The organism is Kribbella capetownensis, assembly GCF_004331485.1.
Lineage (GTDB): Bacteria > Actinomycetota > Actinomycetes > Propionibacteriales > Kribbellaceae > Kribbella > Kribbella capetownensis.
This window is the reverse complement of sequence record NZ_SJKD01000006.1, coordinates 221,475-238,371: the sequence shown is the minus strand read 5'-3', so window position 1 is coordinate 238,371 and position 16,897 is coordinate 221,475. Positions and strand designations below refer to the sequence as shown.

At 68.2% G+C, this 16,897-nt stretch carries 15 protein-coding genes; 8 read left to right on the top strand and 7 right to left on the bottom strand.

Translation table 11 applies throughout. The annotated features are described in order from the left end of the window. The first annotated feature begins 44 nt into the window (after positions 1–44). Positions 45–467 carry a nuclear transport factor 2 family protein gene (locus tag E0H75_RS26020; protein ID WP_165554034.1) on the top strand — a complete coding sequence of 141 codons (423 nt, stop codon included), beginning with the start codon at positions 45–47 and terminating at the stop codon, positions 465–467. On the opposite strand, the gene E0H75_RS26015 is transcribed toward E0H75_RS26020, so the two are convergent. Together E0H75_RS26015 and E0H75_RS26010 are read right to left on the bottom strand one after the other, a co-directional pair. Beyond that, entirely contained in the window at positions 451–1,596 is a 1,146-nt protein-coding gene (locus tag E0H75_RS26015; protein WP_238163282.1) for a branched-chain amino acid aminotransferase, read from the bottom strand. The two genes, E0H75_RS26020 and E0H75_RS26015, sit on opposite strands and share 17 nt — an antisense overlap. 19 nt (positions 1,597–1,615) lie before the next feature. After that, positions 1,616–2,803: a helix-turn-helix domain-containing protein gene (locus tag E0H75_RS26010; RefSeq protein ID WP_131516272.1), complete on the bottom strand. Its 1,188-nt coding sequence runs from the start codon at positions 2,801–2,803 to the stop codon at positions 1,616–1,618. Positions 2,804–2,984: 181 nt separating this feature from the next. On the opposite strand from E0H75_RS26010, the gene E0H75_RS43700 reads away from it, so the two are divergent. Then, positions 2,985–3,362: a hypothetical protein gene (locus E0H75_RS43700; RefSeq protein ID WP_202873179.1), complete on the top strand. Its 378-nt coding sequence runs from the start codon at positions 2,985–2,987 to the stop codon at positions 3,360–3,362. Positions 3,363–3,424: 62 nt separating this feature from the next. Next, positions 3,425–4,186, top strand: coding sequence for a helix-turn-helix transcriptional regulator (locus E0H75_RS26000; protein ID WP_131516271.1), 762 nt, complete (start codon positions 3,425–3,427; stop codon positions 4,184–4,186). On the opposite strand, the gene E0H75_RS25995 is transcribed toward E0H75_RS26000, so the two are convergent. Further along, positions 4,183–7,194, bottom strand: a complete 3,012-nt coding sequence (locus E0H75_RS25995; protein ID WP_202873178.1) for a S8 family serine peptidase — start codon at positions 7,192–7,194, stop codon at positions 4,183–4,185. The genes E0H75_RS26000 and E0H75_RS25995 overlap by 4 nt on opposite strands. A 268-nt stretch (positions 7,195–7,462) precedes the next feature. Here E0H75_RS25995 and E0H75_RS25990 point away from each other — a divergent pair, with 268 nt between their 5' ends. From E0H75_RS25990 to E0H75_RS44685, 3 genes are all read left to right on the top strand, one after another. Beyond that, complete coding sequence (locus tag E0H75_RS25990; protein ID WP_131516270.1) at positions 7,463–9,217, top strand: chitinase; 1,755 nt, start codon at positions 7,463–7,465, stop codon at positions 9,215–9,217. Between the two features lie 103 nt (positions 9,218–9,320). Continuing rightward, positions 9,321–10,982, top strand: a complete 1,662-nt coding sequence (locus E0H75_RS25985; RefSeq protein WP_131516269.1) for an NAD(P)/FAD-dependent oxidoreductase — start codon at positions 9,321–9,323, stop codon at positions 10,980–10,982. Next, positions 10,982–12,445 carry an ATP-binding protein gene (locus E0H75_RS44685; RefSeq protein WP_131516268.1) on the top strand — a complete coding sequence of 488 codons (1,464 nt, stop codon included), beginning with the start codon at positions 10,982–10,984 and terminating at the stop codon, positions 12,443–12,445. The genes E0H75_RS25985 and E0H75_RS44685 overlap by 1 nt, the downstream gene beginning before the upstream one ends. Positions 12,446–12,452: 7 nt before the next feature. Here the strand turns inward: E0H75_RS44685 and E0H75_RS25975 are convergent, their stop codons facing one another. Next, on the bottom strand, positions 12,453–13,364 hold the full coding sequence (locus E0H75_RS25975) for an alpha/beta hydrolase family protein (RefSeq protein ID WP_131516267.1): 912 nt from the start codon (positions 13,362–13,364) through the stop codon (positions 12,453–12,455). A 55-nt stretch (positions 13,365–13,419) separates the two neighbouring features. Between E0H75_RS25975 and E0H75_RS25970 the strand changes: the two genes are divergently transcribed. Together E0H75_RS25970 and E0H75_RS25965 are read left to right on the top strand one after the other, a co-directional pair. Then, positions 13,420–14,019: a helix-turn-helix domain-containing protein gene (locus tag E0H75_RS25970; RefSeq protein ID WP_131516266.1), complete on the top strand. Its 600-nt coding sequence runs from the start codon at positions 13,420–13,422 to the stop codon at positions 14,017–14,019. Continuing rightward, entirely contained in the window at positions 14,006–14,308 is a 303-nt protein-coding gene (locus tag E0H75_RS25965) for an antibiotic biosynthesis monooxygenase (RefSeq protein ID WP_131516265.1), read from the top strand. Before E0H75_RS25970 ends, E0H75_RS25965 begins: the two co-directional genes overlap by 14 nt. Before the next feature lie 97 nt (positions 14,309–14,405). Here E0H75_RS25965 and E0H75_RS25960 read toward each other — a convergent pair whose 3' ends face one another. The 3 genes from E0H75_RS25960 to E0H75_RS25950 form a co-directional block, all read right to left on the bottom strand. After that, a complete protein-coding gene (locus E0H75_RS25960; protein ID WP_131516264.1) occupies positions 14,406–15,176 on the bottom strand; it encodes a poly-gamma-glutamate hydrolase family protein in 771 nt (256 codons plus the stop codon). A gap of 93 nt (positions 15,177–15,269) precedes the next feature. Continuing rightward, positions 15,270–16,208 (bottom strand): sugar kinase, encoded by a 939-nt coding sequence (locus E0H75_RS25955; protein ID WP_131516263.1) that lies wholly within the window; start codon positions 16,206–16,208, stop codon positions 15,270–15,272. A 19-nt stretch (positions 16,209–16,227) separates the two neighbouring features. Continuing rightward, the gene (locus E0H75_RS25950; protein ID WP_131516262.1) at positions 16,228–16,848 is read right to left on the bottom strand and encodes a bifunctional 4-hydroxy-2-oxoglutarate aldolase/2-dehydro-3-deoxy-phosphogluconate aldolase; all 621 of its coding nucleotides are present in this window, start codon (positions 16,846–16,848) and stop codon (positions 16,228–16,230) included. Between the last annotated feature and the right edge of the window lie 49 nt (positions 16,849–16,897).

Genomic DNA, 16,897 nt, shown 5'->3' with positions numbered 1-16,897 from the left:
CGCCCGTGCCGACAACCCGCATCAACCCGACCATAGGATGTCAGGTGCTCGACCCCCATCAGGTGCTGCAGCGCTACCAGCAGACAGCGATCGACAAGGCGACCGACGAGATGCTCGACCTGTACGCCGAGGACGCCGTCCACGAGTTCCCGTTCACCCGGCCAGGCGTGCCGTCGCGGCTGGAGGGACGTGCCGAGATCCGCGCCTTCCTGGAGGCGAACTGGACGGCGAGCCCGTTGCGCTACCAGGCCTACCGCAACGTCGTGGTGCACGAGACCGCCGACCCGGATGTGATCGTCGTCGAGCAGGACGCGACCGGAACGGTCAGCACGACCGGTCGCGAGTTCTCTCTGCCCAACATCGTCGTACTGACGGTCCGGGACGGCCGGATCGTGCACTTCAAGGACTACGTGAACGTCCTGGCGGTAGCCGAAGCTCTGGGGCGAGAGATCACACCAGACGCGTGAGCCAGCCTCGGGTGTCCGGGGTGCGGCCGTACTGGAGGTCGAGGAGGGTGGTGCGGATCGACCTGGTGATCGGGCCGACGCCGTGGTCAACGGAGTGATCGCCGATGGTGAGGTCGCCGTCGGGCCAGGCGACGCGGCCGATCGGGGTGACGACCGCGGCGGTGCCCGAGGCGAAGACCTCGGTGATCTCACCCGTGCGTACGCCGTCCTTCCACTCGTCCGCGGAGATCCGGCGCTCCTCGACCTCGTGCCCGAGATCGGCAGCCAGCTCGAGCACCGAGGACCGGGTAACTCCTTCGAGGATCGACCCGTTCAGCTCCGGCGTGGCGATGCGGCCGTCGGCGTACACGAAGAACATGTTCATGCTGCCGATCTCCTCGAGCCACTTGTGCTCAGCGGCATCGACGAAAGCGACCTGCTCACAACCGTTGGCGACAGCCTCGGCCAGACCGGCCAGGCTGGCCGCGTAGTTGCCGCCGCACTTGGCCGCGCCGGTGCCACCCGGCGTCGCACGGACGGTCGAGGTGGTCAGCCAGATGGAGACCGGCTTGGGACCGGTGTCGAAGTACGGGCCGGCCGGGGACGCGATGACTCCGAACAGCACCTCGCGAGACGGTCGCACGCTCAGCGCCGCCTCAGTGGCGATCATGTACGGGCGCAAGTACAGACTGGTCTCGCCATCCTCGGCAGACGGCACCCACGGCTCGTCAACCGTCACCAGCGCACGGAGTGCGGAGATGAACGCGTCCTCCGGCACCACCGGCAGTGCGAGTCGCTCGGCACTCTTCACGAACCGCGTCGCGTTCCGATCCGGCCGGAACGCCCACACTGACCCGTCCGCGTGCCGGTACGCCTTCAGACCCTCGAAGATCTCCTGTGTGTAATGCAGTACGGCGGCAGCCGGGCTCACACTGAGCGGTGCGAACGCCGTGACCTTCGGGTCGTGCCAGCCGCGGTCGTCCGTCCAGTTGGCCATCACCATGTGGTCCGTGAACGACTGGCCGAAGGCGGGCTTGGCCAGGATCGCCGAGCGCGCTTCCGCACTCGCCGGATCACTCCGCAACTCGACCGCGAAATCCCACCCGCTGGTCACCGTCGTGCTCTGCATTTCACTCGTCACCCGCAGCACGCTACTCCCGGGTCATGCCTCACCACGACCCGCTGCCCACACTGCGGCCGGTCGCGTACGGCCGCCGCTCCACCAGAACCTCAAGATCCCGCACTGCTGCCAGCCCCGGCTCCCGGTCCCGCGCGGCCGCCAGCACTCGGCCGGCCTCGTCGTACAGGTAATAGGTGTGCCACTCGTCCGGGAGCTCGACCAGCACCCGCATCGCCAGCGCCAGACCAGCAGCGACCTCACCCTCCAACGCCAGGCACTCGGCCAGCGCCAACTCCAGCTGCGCCCGCTCTCCGATCCTCTGCTCAGGACACAGCTCCAACGCACGTCCCAGCATCAGACAGCCCGCAGTCCCGTACCCCAGGCTCGCGCAGACCGTGCCCTCCGCGGCATGCACCTCGTATGGCGCGAGGTCGCCCAGACGACTCGTGGTTGCCGGGGGCAACGCATCGGAGCAGCTCAACAGCTCCTGCAGAGCTCGGTGTGCCTCGGCCCGTCGACCCAGCTGTGCCAGCACCCGCGCCCGCACAGCATGAGCCTGTACGCCGCTGGCCGGGATCTGCTGTGCGAGCGCCAATGACTCATCCGCCAGCTCCAGCAGCTGCAACGGCGGTCGCAGCTCTGCGAGTCCACTGACCGCCTCCCTCGCGCGCACCAAGCTGCGAACGGAAACCTCGCCGGAGCTGTCCGCGAACGCTCGGGCCGCCGACCACCAACGCCTGGCCGCGCGCAGCTCGCCGAGCCCGGTCAGTGTCTCGGCGACCAGGACGCTCAGCTCAGCCGCCCGTACTCCGAAGCCGTCCGGTCCCTGTGCCTGCAGTAGCTGAAGGTCCGCCAGGAGCTCCGGCAGCAGCCGAGCCGGCGGAACACTGCGAACATCGCCAGTCGCCTCCACACAGTCCACTCCGGTGAGGGCGCTGGTCAGCCCGTCCCACACGGCTGCCAACGAGGCCGCGGGTAGACCGACCGGGCGGACTGCAGCAGTCCGCTTGGGGTGCGCCCGCAGATAGGTCCGGGTCAGCCGGCCGCCGGTGCCGAGCTCGCGATCGCAGAGGCGGGCCAGGTCGGCAGAGCCTGGCCTCCGGCCACGCTCCACCTGCGACAAGTAGCTGTGGTCGTAGCCGACCCGCGCTGCCAGCTGCCGCAGACTCAAGCCGGCCGCCTGCCTGCACTGCCGCAACTCCCGGCCGAACCCTGATACAGACGCTGCCTCAGCCACAGGATCACCCCCGTCCGCTCACTGCCACACCTGGTGGTTGCGGTGCGTGTCCAGAAGCTACAAGCCCCCACCGACAAAACCAGTCCCAGCAGTTCGGCCGGTTGTGAGGGGGTGTGGGCTGTTCTCACAGCCCACAGACCACACCTGTTGTGGGCAGCGCGTGCTGGGCGATTCTGCAGAGGTGAACACGATGCAGCGGCAGGCTCGCCTCTTCCGGTTGGTACGCCACGCCGACGTCTCCGGCGTGCGCGGCACAGGCACCCTGGCCGAAGGGGTGGAGTGGTCCGACGGCACCGTCGCCCTCCGGTGGCGCGGCCGCTGGCCCGGAACGTCCACCTGGGACGGTGGGATCGAGGCTCTGCTGGCGGTTCACGGTGCCGGTGGACGCACCCAGGTCCACTGGTTCCCGGCCAAGCCGGCCCGGGCCACGACAACGGCCGCGGCTCAGGCGGTCTGGAGCGAGGACCCGGTGGAGACCGTGTGGTTGCCGGCGCCGGGGCTGGACGGCCGGTGTTCGCGCTGCGGGCAGCTGTGGCCTTGTCTCAGCTGCGGTCCCTGACCGGGTGCCCATGTGCTGATCCGGTTTAGTGTTGGTTCGTTTGGGTTCGGTCGGGTGGAGGGATGGCGATGGTGGCGGACGAGGTTGTTGATCCGCTGGACGAGTTGGATGCCCAGTTGGCGCGGCTGCGGGGTGTCGCCGACGAACTGCGTGGTGCCCGAGGGACTCCGGTGCTGGAGGGCAATCAGATCGAGCTGATCGAGGACGGTCCGACCCTGCTGCGGGCGTACGAGGATCTGCAGAGGAACTCCACCCGCCAGGTCCGGGTGCTGGATCGGCCGCCGTACGCGACGCCGCCGTCCACCCAGCAGAGGCTGGAGCTGGATCGGCTCGCCGATGGAATCGAGTATCGAGCGATCTACGGCACTGAGGTGTTCGAGTCCGAGGACATCATGGGCGTGCTGCCGGAGTTACAGGCGGCGGGTGAGGTCGGCCGGGTGCTGGCGCAGGTTCCGATGAAGATGGCGGTCGGTGACGACCACACCGCGCTGATCGGGCTGACCAAACGGGCGCCGGCCGAGTCCAACCTGCTGATCCGGTCGTCCGGCTTGCTGGACGGGTTGATCGCGACGTTCGAGATGCTGTGGGCCTTGGCGATCCCGATGCCGGCGCTCCTGGCGAACGGTGACGTGCCGGCACTGCGGGCGCCGGACCGGGACATCCTGCTGTTGCTCGCGGGTGGTGCGACCGACGACATGATCAGCCGGCGGTTGCGGATCAGTCCGCGGACGACCCAGCGCCGGGTCCGCGCGCTGATGGAGTCGCTCGGCGCGCAGACCCGGTTCCAGGCGGGTGTTCAGGCCGCCCGGCGTCGCTGGATCTAGTTGACCGTCACCACCGTGCCCGCGCGGTTCGGGAACTCGACGAACCCGGTGGAGCGCTGATCAGTGCGGACACCCGACCAGGATGCGGTGACCTGGAACGGCTTGCCGGCGGCCGGTGACACCGACGGCGTCACCTTGAGGGCGTTGCCACCCGTCACGACGTTGGTCTGCATCGTGTACTTCGTGGTGTCGGCACCAGGCGGGTTCGACAGGGTAATGGCGAGCACGCCCCAGACGCCGGGGGAGGGAGCTGCCAGCGTCGCGGAGGCCTGGTTGGCCCCGGTGCCTTCGAAGGAGAGCAGCTGCATCTGGCCGTTCACGATCTTGTAGAGCACCATCCAGATGCTGCCGGCCGGGTCGACCGTCTTGATGTTCCACTGCACGGCCTTGGTGCCGGCGGTCACGGTGACCGGGTAGTTCGGCAGGTCCGCGTCCGCAGCTCCTGCCGGTACTTCGCCCGGGACCTGGGGAGCCGACGCGAAGCCGTAGGCGTGGATCGGCGTAGCGGCCTTGCCCACTGTGGCGTCGAAGGAGACCGAGCCGGAGGCACCGGAGCCGGTGACGTTGGTCGGTGCGATGACCGAGGTCGGGACGACCACGATCGGGCTGCGGACCGACGTACCAGCGCCCTGCCAGGTCAGCCAGCCGCTGGTGGCGTCGTGCGACGGGGCCGTGTCCTGGGTCAGCTTGACGGTGAAGGACTTCGTCTGGCCGGCCTGCAGGCTCAGGATCGACGGTGCGACGACAGCCTTCATGCCGGGCACCGACACGGTCGCGCGGTACAGACCGCCCTTCACCGCGGTGACGCGGCGGGTGACAGTCTGCGTGCCGACCAGTTCGCCGACCGCGATCGACGGTGCGTTGTAGTTGCTGGGGTCGATCGCGGGTACGCCGGTGCCGGTGTTGATACCGCTGCCCTCCAGATAGCCGAGCCAGTCGACGTCACCGGAGTCGTAGACGAGACCCGGGTCGAGCATGCGCGACGGCTGGACCTCACCGGCGCCCCGCGCGAACGGATCATCGTCGACAGCACCGCTGGCGGTCTTGACGTCGCTGGTGGTCGTCATGAGGGCCGACTTGACCATCATCGGAGTCCAGTCCGGGTGCTTGGCCAGGTAGAGAGCAGCCAGACCGGCGATGTGCGGTGCGGCCATCGACGTACCGGACAGGAACGCGTAGCTGTGTCCGCCGTTACTGGGCGGTGCCACCGCGGCCAGCACGTTCACACCCGGTGCGGCGAGGTCCGGCTTCAGCAGATCGCCATTGCTCGACAGGGACGGCCCACGCGAGGAGAAGTCCGCCATCTGCGGGTACGGCGTGGTCTGTGCCGTCAGGTTGCCGGGCACAAGCTGCGCGGTGGCTCCGGCAGTCCCGGCGTACGCCTTGACCGACAGCGAGCCCGGCGTGTTGAGGTGCACCGTCGGTACTGCGTGCGAGTCGGCCACTGTGTCCTGGTCGGTCAGGTTCAGCAGCACCATGCCGACGCCACCTGCGCGCTTGACCTCGGCCGACTTGTCGACCCGGGCTCCGACGCCTCGGTCACACACCACGATCTTCCCGGCAGCCTTGGCCGAGTCGAGCGTGTTCGGCAGACACTGCGATCCGTCGTACTCGGCTGCACTGTCCACCCGAGCGGCAGCACCGGTGACGAGCGACAGCGGGCCGACCGCGGTAGCGATCGAGGTGCTCAGCCCGGCGTACTTCTCGCCGTTGCCGAGGACCACAGTCGCGTCGTACGGCGCCACTGTGCTCGCTCCGACCGTGGTCACCCACGGAGAGGTGTTGTCGAGCGACGAAGGCACCGGACCGGAGTTGCCGCCCGCCGCGGAGACGAAGATGCCGGCGGAGGCCGCGGACAGGAAGGCGAGCTGCACCGGGTCCGTGTGCGCGGACTCGAAGATCGAGCCTACCGAGTAGTTGATCACGTCGACGCCGTCGGCGACGGCCTGGTCGATCGCGGCGAGGATGTCGGACGTGTAGCCGCCCGAACCGACGCCGCCCTTGCCGGTCCACAACGCCTTGTAGACGGCGATCTTGGCAGCCGGTGCGACGCCGGAGATCGTGCCGAAGTTGATGCCGCTCTCCGCAACGTCCACACCGGCGCGGCCGGCCGCAGTCGTCGCAGTGTGCGTGCCATGGCCTTCGCCGTCGCGTGGGGAGGCGTAGTCGGCCCGGGCCTCGGGCGGAGTGGCGCCGAGCCAGGCGTCGCCGAAGTACTTGGCGCTGATGAGCTTGGTGTTGCACAGGTCGGCGGTGAATTCCTCGCCGGCCTCGCAGGAGCCGGTGAAGTCGTTGCCGTCGGCCTTGTGCATGACGATGCTGTCGCCGGAGCGGTACGGCCGGTACGGGTCGGCCTCGGTGGCGGGCTTGGTGCCCAGCTTCGGTCCGGACAGTGAGGCGCTCTCCGGCCAGATGCCGGTGTCGACAACGCCGACCACGACGCCCTTGCCGGCCTCGGCGTTGCCGCCCAGCGCGGACCAGACGCCGTTCTTGCCGGACAGTTTGAGGAAGTCGGTGGGCTTCTTGTCGTCCAGTGCCTGGTGCAACTGGTCCGGAGTGACCGCGACGACGCCCGGTGTCTTGCTGAGCTCATTGACCTGCTGGCTGCTCAGGATGGCAGCGAACGCGTTGACCGCGGTCGAGTAGTGCCGGGTCGCCTTCGCACCAACCGCGGCCGCGACCGTGTTGTGGCGGCTGTCGAGCCAGTTGCTGTAGCGCTTCGAGTCGGGGTTCGCGGTGTCGACCTTGTGTCCCTTGGCCGGCTTGGTGGCCTTCAGCCCGGCCACACCACCGGAGTACGTCGCCAGTGGCTTGTCGGCCAGCGTCACGACGTACCGGCCGGGGGCGAAGTGGGGCAGTCGCATCGAGGTGGCGAGATCGTCCGGTGGCGGCGAGCCGGGCGCGGAAGCCGTGGTGACGGCGTTCCCGGCCGGCGCCGCGAAGGCGGCGGTGCTCAGGACGGCGGCCGCGATCAGCGCGGTCCGTCGACGCAAGGACAGGTGGTTCACGCGATTCCTCCAGTGCTGGAGGGACGGGCGGATGTGCGTCCCTCAGGTCCTGACCGCGGCTGTCGCCCCGGCCGCCCGCCCCCGAGCCCGGACGCGGAAGAGCCTGCCAACCCACGGCGCGGACGACACTGTTTTGGCTTCAACTGGCCGCTGGCGAAAACCTGCCAAACAGCAGGCGGTTTCCCGACAACGTCGGGAAGCCGCTCCGGTGACGCATTGACCTCTAGTTATGGAGCGTCTCTACTAAATGGACCTTCGAGGAGGTCCAATGCGTGCACGATGGCTTGCTGTTGTCGTCGGAATCCTGCTGGCCGGCATCACGGTGCCGGCTCAGGCCGCGAACATCCTGTCCAATCCGGGCTTCGAGACCGGTTCGCTGAGCGGCTGGACCTGCTCGGGCGGATCGGTCGTCACCAACCCGGTCCGCAGCGGCAGCCATGCGCTGAACGGTGCGGTGTCGGGTTCCGACTTCGCGCAGTGCAGCCAGACCGTGTCCGTGCAACCGAGTACGACGTACACGCTGTCGGGTTGGGTGCGTGGGTCGTACGTCTACCTCGGTGTCACCGGCGGCACGTCCACCTGGACGCCGTCTGCCGCCAGCTACACGCAGCTGACGCTGTCCTTTACTACTGGCGCAAGTCAGACGTCGGCTCAGATCTACGTGCATGGCTGGTACGGCCAACCGGCGTACCAGGCGGACGACATCAGTCTGGATGGTCCGGGCGGTACTCCGGGTGCTCCAAGTGTTCCTGGTACGCCGACCGTCACCAGTACGACGAACAGCGCCATCTCACTGAGCTGGCCGGCAGCCAGCGGCACAGTCACCGGCTACCGCGTCTACGAAGGCTCGAACGTCGTACAGACCGCCACCGGTACGACGGCCACCCTCAGCGGATTGCAGACGTGCAGCAGCCACACGTACGCCGTAGCCGCGTACAACGGCGTTGGTGAGTCGGCCAAGTCGGCGGCGACGACAGGTACGACGGGCGGCTGCGCGAGCACCGGATTACCCAAGCACGCGCTGATCGGCTACCTGCACGCGAGCTTCGCCAACGGCTCCGGGTACGTACGGATGGCCGACGTACCGAGTGAGTGGAACATCATCAACCTGTCCTTCGGCGAACCGACCTCGGTCACATCGGGAGACATCAGGTTCAACCGCTGTCCGGCGAGTGAGTGCCCGAACGTCGAGAGCGAGGCGGAGTTCATCGCGGCGATCCGGGCTGAGCAGGCAGCCGGGAAGAAGGTGCTGATCTCGATCGGTGGCGCGAACGGACAGGTGCAGCTCACCACCACGGCGGCCCGGGACGCGTTCGTCAGTTCGGTCAGCGCGATCATCGACCGGTACGGCCTGGACGGGCTGGACATCGACTTCGAGGGCCACTCGCTGTACCTGAACTCCGGTGACACCGACTTCCGCAACCCGACCACACCGGTGATCGTCAACCTGATCTTGGCGCTGAAGACGCTCAAGGCGAGGTACGGCGCGAACTTCGTGCTGACGATGGCGCCGGAGACGTTCTTCGTGCAGGTCGGCTACCAGTTCTACGGCGGTGCGGGTGGCGGCGACAACCGGACCGGGTCGTACCTGCCGGTGATCCACGCGATGCGGGACGCCCTGACCGTGCTGCACGTCCAGGACTACAACTCCGGTCCGGTGATGGGGCTCGACAACCAGTACCACAACATGGGCGGCGCCGACTTCCACATCGCGATGACGGACATGGTCAAGGCCGGATTCCCGGTCGCCAACACCGGTCAGACCTTCCCTGGGCTGCGGGAGGACCAGATCGGGTTCGGGCTCCCGGCGGCAGTCAGCGCGGGCAACGGCTACACCGCCCCGGCAGCCGTTCATCAAGCGCTGGACTGCCTGGTGAAGGGCCAGAACTGCGGTGGTTACAGCCTTCGCGGCGGTGCGTCACCGGCCTTCCGCGGGCTGATGACGTGGTCGATCAACTGGGACCGCTACTACAACTGGGAGTTCCGGACCAGCCACGCGCCGTACCTCGCGGCCCTGCCCTGAGGCCCGCCCAGGCCGGCCCGGTTCGTGACCAGCCCCGCGAACCGGGCCAGTGCCTGTGGATGACCGATCCCGCTTTGTGGCTTCGCGCTGGTATGAAGGAGGCATGACAGCGTCGACGACCCGCCCGGTGATCCTCACCGTGGACGACGATCCGGGTGTTTCCCGGTCTATCGCCCGTGACCTTCGCCGTCGGTACGGCGAGGAGAATCGCATCGTCCGGGCCGAGCACCCGTCCCAGGCGCTGGAGGCTCTGCGCGAGCTCAAGCTGCGTGGCGAACCGGTGGCCCTGCTGCTCGCCGACTACCGGATGCCCCAGATGTCCGGCATCGAGTTTCTCGAGGCCGCGATGGACCTGTTCCCGCTGGCCCGCCGGGTCCTGCTGACGGCGTACGCCGACACGGACGCCGCGATCCAGGCGATCAACGTGGTCGACCTCGACCACTACCTGCTCAAGCCGTGGAACCCGCCGGAGGAGAAGCTCTACCCGGTCGTCGACGCGATGCTCGACCTGTGGAAGACGACCCCGGAGCCGTCCAGTGACGAGACCCGGGTGATCGGCCACCGCTGGTCGGCGCCGTCGTTCACGGCCCGCGACTTCCTGGCCCGCAACGCGGTGCCGTACCGCTGGCTGAGCGTGGACGACGAGGAGAGCAAGCGCCTGCTCGACGCGGCCGGGATCGACGGGTCGACCCTGCCCGTGGTGATCACCCCGGACGGCACGGTGATGGTCGCCCCGAGCGAGGCGGAGCTTGCCGACAAGGTCGGCCTCTCCACCTCACCGACGAAGGACTTCTACGACCTGGTCGTGGTCGGCGGCGGACCGGCCGGCCTCGGCGCTGCTGTGTACGGCGCCAGCGAGGGACTGCGGACTGTCCTGGTCGAGCAGTTGGCGACCGGTGGTCAGGCCGGCCAGTCGAGCCGGATCGAGAACTACCTGGGCTTCCCGGACGGTGTGTCCGGGGCGCAGCTGACGGATCGGGCCCGGCGGCAGGCGGTCCGGTTCGGCGCCGAGTTGCTGACCGCGCGCCAGGTGGTCGGCCTCGAGACGCTCGGGTCGGCCCGCAAACTGATGTTCTCCGACGGCAGCGAGATCTCGTCCCACTCGGTGATCCTGGCGACCGGGGTGGCCTACCGGCACCTGGACGCGCCCGGCGTCGACGACCTCTGCGGCCGCGGGATCTACTACGGGTCCGCGACCACCGAGGGTCCGAGCTGTGTCGGCCAGGAGGTCTACATCATCGGCGGGGCGAACTCCGCCGGTCAGGCCGCGGTGTATTTCTCGAAACACGCGAAAACCGTGCATATGCTGGTGAGAGGACCATCGCTCACGGCGACGATGTCGTCGTACCTGATCAATCAGATCGACGACATCGACAACATCGAGGTCCACACCTGTACGCAGGTGGTGTCCTGCAAGGGCTCCGAGCATCTGGAGCGCGTCACCCTGCAGAACAGTGCGACCGGCGAGAGCCGCGAGGTGGACACGGAGTGGATGTTCGTGTTCATCGGCGCGGCCCCACGGACGGACTGGCTGCCCGGCGACCTGCTCCGCGACGAGCGCGGTTTCGTACTCACCGGTCCTGACCTGCGCGGCAAGCCGCCGGGCTGGGCGCTGGACCGGGAGCCGTACCACCTGGAGACGAGCATGCCTGGCGTGTTCGCCGCCGGCGACGTACGGGCGGAGTCGGTCAAGCGGGTCGCCTCCGCGGTCGGCGACGGAGCGATGGCCGTGACACTGGTGCACCGATACCTGGAGATGCTCTGATGGCTGCCGAGACCGAGGCGCGCCGGCTGAGCCCGGACGAGCTGCGCACGCTCTTCCTGTTCGAGAGCCTCTCCGACGAGCAGTTGCAGTGGCTGTCCGACGCCGGGTACGTCGAGACCTACTCCGAGGGCCTCGTGTTCAACGAGGGCGACCCGGCCACCTGCTGCTACGTCCTGCTGTCCGGTGAGATCCGGCTGTGCAAGCTGTCGCACGGCGAAGAGGTGGAGATCAACCGGACCAGGCAGCGCGGGGTCTACGCCGGTGCGTTCAACGCGTTCTTCGGCGCCGCCGACCGCAAGGCCTACACCGCGACGATGCGGGTGACCGAGACGTCGGAGTTCTACGTCATCGGCGCCGACACGATGGCGACGATGATGAACACCTGGTTCCCGATGGCCGTGCACCTGATCGAGGGCTTCGTGATGGGCATGCGCCGGACCAACGAGACGCTGGGGGAGCGCGAGCGGTTGCTTGCCCTCGGCTCCTTGTCGGCCGGTCTCACGCACGAGCTGAACAACCCGGCCGCCGCGGCGGTCCGGGCCGCGGCGACGTTGCGGCAGCGGGTCTCCGGGATGCGGTCCAAGCTGGCGATGCTCGCCGACGGGACGCTCGACGCGACCAAGCTGCACCAGATCGTCGCGCTGCAGGACGACGCGGTCGAGCGGTTGGAGAAGAACAAGGACAAGGACATCTCGCCGATGGACCTGTCCGACGCCGAGGACTCGCTGACCGACTGGCTCGACGACCACGACGTGCAGGCCAGCTGGGATGTCGCGCCGGTGCTCGCCGCGGCCGGGCTGGACGTGGCATGGATGGAGGAGGTGCTGACCGCGGTCGGCCCGACGTACCTCGAGGGCGCGGTCCGCTGGTTGATGTACACGATCGACACCGAGTCGCTGATGAACGAGATCGACGACTCCGTGACCCGGATCTCGACGCTGGTCGGGGCGGCGAAGCAGTACTCCCAGATCGACCGAGCGCCGTACCAGACCGTTGATCTGCGCGAATTGCTGAAGAGCACGCTGGTGATGATGTCGGGCAAGCTGCAGGGGTACGACGTCGTGAAGGACTTCGACCCGGAGCTGCCACCGATCCCGGCGTACGCCGCCGAGCTGAACCAGGTGTGGACGAACATCATCGACAACGCGGTCAGCGCGATGGGTGGGCACGGCACACTGACGATCCGGACCAAACGGGACGGCGCGTACGCGCTCGTCGAGATCGGCGACACCGGGCCGGGCATCCCGGAGGAGATCCGCCGCCGCATCTTCGAGCCCTTCTTCACCACCAAGCCGATCGGAGAAGGTACCGGCTTGGGCCTCGACATCTCCTGGCGCATCGTGGTGAAGAAGCACCACGGCGATCTCCGTGTCGAGTCCGAGCCCGGCAACACCCGGTTCAAGATCATCCTGCCGCTCGATCCCGAGGAGGAGGTCGAGACCGGGGCCTCACTGCTGTCCTAGCGCTTGCTCAGGGCAACCAGTCGAGGAGGGCGGTGATGGCTGCCGGATCCACGTTCTGCGCGATCGCGTAGTCGTTCAGCGCGGAGGGTCCGGTGCCGGCGAAGAACAGGTGGTTGTCGGCGTCGATGACCTTGATGCTGGCGTCGGGGAGCCCTTGCCGCCAGCCTGGGAGGTCGTCGGCGACGGTGACCTGGTAGTCGCGCCCGCCTTGCAGAACAAGGATGGATACGTCGAGTTTCGCCGCGGTGACGACGGGGTCGTAGTCGCGCAGGTCGAGCCAGTAGGCGCCGGGCATCCCGAACGGCAGGTCCGCGGCGGGTGTGTCGGCTGAGAGATCTGGGCTGTCGACGACGGCTGCTTGGCGTTGGAACAGCTCAGCGGTGCCGGGCGGGACGGCCTCTGGGTTCGTTGTCTCGAGGTAGCTCATGACGCGTACGGCGGAGTGGTGCATGGGCTGGGTGTCGCCTGCCATGATCACGATGCCGGCGACCGACGGGTCCTCGGCCGCGATGCGCGGTGCGGCCTTGCCACCCATGCTGTGACCGACCACGAAGATCTGGTCCGCATGCTCGCGGAGCATCTGTACGGCGGCGACCGCGTGCGGCACGTACTCGTCGTACGGGGTGAAGCCAGGTTCATTCATCACGTCGGGGCGGGTGTGGGTGATCTTGTCGAAGCGCAGTACGGCGATGCCCGCGCTGGCGAGTCCCCAGGCGAGATCCTTCAGCGGCTTGTTCGGTCCGCTGGTCTCGTCGCGGTCGAACGGGCCGCCGCCGGACAGCAGAACGACGCCGACTTCGCTGCGGGACGCAGGCCGGGTCAGCGTCCCGGGGACGGCGCGTTCGCCGCTGCCGAGGGTGATCTCGTGCTCTTCGAAGCGCGTCGGGTCGGCGTACGGCGGGGTGGTCCACTCGCTCATCGACTGACCTTTCTCATCGTTTGAGAAAGGTAGCACGACATGAGATTGTTGCGAGATGGGTCCGCTGGAACTACTCGGTCACCCGGTCCGGCTGCGCATCGTGCACGCACTGCGCGGTGGCCGGACGCTGACCACCGCGGAGCTCGGCGAGCGCGTCCCGGACATCTCGAAGGCGACGCTGTACCGACACGTGGATCTACTGGCCGGCGGCGGGATTCTCGAGGTCGCCGAGGAGCGGCGGGTGCGTGGCGCGGTCGAGCGGCGGTACCGGCTTCGGCTCGATCGTGCGTCGATCACTCCCGAGCTGGCCGAGCAGGTGACGGTCGACGATCATCGCCAGGGGTTCGGGGTCGCGGTCGCTGCCTTGGTGGCCGAGTTCAACGCTTATCTCGATCGTGACGGCGCCGATCCGATCGCCGACCTGGTTGGTTATCGCCAGCATGCGGTGTGGCTGAGCCGTGAGGAACTGCTGCAGTTGATCGAGGGTCTGCGTGCCGCGATCCTCCCGGTGCTGTCCAACGAGGCCGCACCGGACCGTGCCCGCTACCTGCTCAGCCCGATCCTCTTCCCGGTCGAAGAGCAGTCACATTCTCCTGCTGGGCAACGTCAGAACGACGTACCCCAAGGAGAAGGAGAGACTGATGTCAACCACTGAGCAGGCCGTCGTACGAGTGCACGTCTACAGCGTCGATCCGGAGAACGTCGCGGAGTTCCTGACGGCTCGCGCCACTGTGATCGACACGATCCGCGCCGCCCATCCGGGGCTCGTCGCGACCCGTCTGGTTCACCTCGAAGACGGCACCTACTCCGACACGTGGCAGTGGTCCTCGATGCAGGCCATGGCCGCCGCCTTCCCGATGGCACAGTCACCCGAAGCCGCCGCGGCCTGGGCGTTGGCCACCACCTCCTCCGCACTGAATGGCGATGTCGTCGACGAGCGTTAACGACAGGAGGTAGTGCGGTCGATGCGCTTCATGAGGTCGGGTTCCACACTCACGCCGCCGGCTCGGACCTGACTACCTCATGTCCTTAGGTGCCAGGTCAGGGCGTCGGCTGGGTGGCTTCCACGTCGGCGATGGCCGCGCGGACCGCTGCGGTGAAGGCCCAGAAGATCTGCAGGGTGGTGTTCTTGCGGTCTTCGCGGGTGTTGATGCGGAACATGGCCCGGCGCAACGGTGTGGTGAGCTCGAGCTGAGCACCGGCGCCGAGCACTGTGCGGTTGGCGATGTTGGTCGGCTCGTCGCCGTTGAGGTCCGGGACGGTGTCGGCGTCCATGGCGCGGATTCCGGTCTCGGTCAGGCGGAGGAGGACGCGCTCCTTGAGCGCGAGGCTCAGCCCGCCGACGAGGACCGCTTGGGCTCTGTCGGGTAGTTCGGCCTGAGCCGTCGTGCATCCGTGCAATCCAACGGCATTGAGCACCCCTCCGGTCAGTGCTCGGGCAACGTGGTCGTCGCAGCCGGTCGACGTGACATGCAACTCGGCGTTCCCGGTCGCCCGCAGTCCTTCGAACATCCAGTAGTCGTGGAACGGACCGTCCGGAGGTGTCGGCTCGAGCCCGGCCGGGTGGTAGCCGGCGATCGCCAGGCACAACTCCGACGTGCCGGCCTCGATCCCACCCCCGTGCGGCGCCAGGATCGTCGTCACCTGTACGGCGTACCGCTCGGCGAGCTCGTCGTCGAACCACCCGTGCCGCCGATACCGCCGCCCGTAGTCGACCCCTTCCGTCAGCGAAGGGTCGGCGTACAGCGCACTGTTCGTCGGGTACTCGGCCGCCGAGAACCGCTGCGATCCAGAAGCTCCGTTGTCACTCATCGCGCCCCCTCTGTCGAGCGTACGCGCAATGCACCGACGGATGGGTAGTGGTGGACCCGTGCGGTGTTTACCACCCGTCCGTCGGTATAGATGTCAGCGGAGGGCGGTGCCTTGGGTGTGGGTGAGGAGGGTCAGGTCGGGGCGGGTGGGGAGGGATTCCCAGTCGCCGGTGGCGGTGACGCAGAAGGCGCCGGAGGTGGTCGCTCGGTCGAGGCGGGAGTCGGGGGAGAGGTTGTCGAGCGTGGCGGAGAGGTAGCCGGAGACGAAGGCGTCGCCGGCGCCGATGCTGTCGACGACGGTGACCGGGAGGGCGGGCCGGTGGATGGTGCCGGAGGCGGTGTGAGCCCAGGCGCCTTTGCCACCGGCCGTGACGACCACCTGGTCGACGCTGCTCGAGCCGAGGAGATCGGCGACCGGGTCGGTTGCATCGGTCAGGATGTCGAGCTCGTCGTCCGAGGAGAAGACGGTGTGGACGTGGGGGAGAAGCTCGCGCACTGCGCTGGCAGCGTCGGAGCGGGACCAGAGCCGCGCGCGGTAGTTGATGTCCAGTGAGACCTGCACGCCTGCGGCGAAGGCGGCCCGTACGACGGCCAACGTCGCCGCGCGAGTGGTCGCGGACAGCGCCGGGGTGATGCCGGTGACGTGGAGCAGGCGCGGTTGGGTCGCCTCGAGAGCGGCGATGCATTCGTCGGCAGTGACCGTCGAACCGGCGGATCCGCGACGGTGGTAGCTGACCCGGGTGATGTCGTGCGATGGCTGATCGAACGCGATGAACCCGGTGAACGACTCGTCCGAGAACCGTACCCGGCTCGTGTCGACACCCTCGGCCCGTAGCGTGCGCTGGACCAGCCGCCCCGGTTCGTCGTTGCCTACAGCACCTACCCAGGCGGCCTGATGGCCGAGCCGGGACACTCCGATCGCCACGTTGCTCTCCGAGCCGGCGATCGACAGGTGCGCGTCACCGCCCAGCCGCATCGGGCGAGCGGTTCGCAACGAGACCATGGTCTCGCCGATCGTCAGGAGGTCGGTCATCTCACAACTCCGAAGTGGTTCAGATGTCGAGGGTGGCGCGGAATCCAGCGGCGCGGTCGGCGAGAGCGGTGAGGGATCCGCCGGTGCCCGCGTCCCCGAGCAGCGGCGAGCCGACACCGACGGCCAGCGCGCCGGCGGCCAGGTACTCCGGTGCGGTCTGCGCATCGACACCGCCCACGGCCAGGAGCGGAGCGTCGGGTATCGGTGCCCGGAGCTCGCGGAAGTACGAGGGCCCGTAGACCTTGGCCGGGAAGATCTTGACCGCGGTGGCGCCGAGATCCAGCGCGGCGACAACCTCGGTCGGAGTCAGAGCGCCACAAAGAAGCGGCAGGCCGAGGTCGACGCTGCGATGCGCGCCGCGGGTGATCGCGGGAGTGACGACGAAGCCCGCTCCGGCGGCCGCGACCTCGTCGGCCTGCGCGGCCGTGACGACGGTGCCGGCGCCGATCAGAATGCTCGGGTCGTACTCCGAGCGCGCCTTCGCGATCGCGTCGACGCCGCCCGGGGTGGTCAGGGAGACCTCCAGGGCGGTGATCCCGGCGTCGATCAGCGTGCGGACGCAGTCCAGAGCGCGGTCCGGCCCGTCGGCGCGGATGATGGCCAGCACCTTGCGGTGCCGGAGTTCGGTCAACAGCTCCATGGTTCCTCCTCGAAAGTCGACACTAGGGGATCGCTCTGGACATAGGACG